General features: G+C 58.5%; 1 protein-coding gene. It reads left to right on the forward strand.

Going from position 1 to position 684, the window contains the following annotated elements; all coding sequences use genetic code 11:
- On the forward strand, positions 1-558 hold a 558-nt coding region (locus tag FEF26_RS15525; protein ID WP_279536504.1), incomplete at its 5' end, for a group II intron maturase-specific domain-containing protein.
- Between the last annotated feature and the right edge of the window lie 126 nt (positions 559-684).

Genomic DNA, 684 nt, shown 5'->3' on the forward strand with positions numbered 1-684 from the left:
GTGCACGGCACGTGTGACGATGTCGACACACTCAAAGAAGAAATCGCTCAGGTGCTCGCCCCGATGGGCTTACGACTCTCAGAGTCCAAGACCACCGTGGTGCACATGAGCGATGGGTTCGACTTCCTGGGCTTCCATATCCAGTGGAAACGCAAACCAGGAACGAAGAAATGGTACGTCTACACTTTCATCGCAAAGCGATCTATCCGGTCGGTGAAGGCGAAGATTCGTGCCCTGACCCGCAGATCTTCTACGGCCGATCTCAAAGAAACGCTGATCAGGATCAACCAGATCCTGCGCGGCTGGACCAATTATTTCCGGCATGCAGTCGCTATGAGCACTTTCAATCACATCCAGCAGTTCACCTGGTGGAGGATCGTGTCATGGCAGAAGAAGCTGCACCGCTGGGGGTGGGGCCAGGTACGCCGGTGGCTCACCGACCATACTGGCCGGTGGCAACCGATCAGCGCTCAGGGGACCAGACTGTATAACCCCGCCACGATAGGCATTACCCGCTATCGCTACCGGGGCGCAAAAATACAGCCTCCCTGGGTTTGAGGACGGCAACGGGTCGATAACCGTGGAGAGCCCGTTGCGTTGAAAGACGCACGGCGGGTTCGGCGAGCGGCCCGCAGAAACGGACCGGTGGCAACACCAGCACCGCGCTGCGGGCCGACTCTACTT

It is taken from the genome of Nesterenkonia salmonea (assembly GCF_005771525.1).
Classification (GTDB): Bacteria; Actinomycetota; Actinomycetes; order Actinomycetales; family Micrococcaceae; genus Nesterenkonia; species Nesterenkonia salmonea.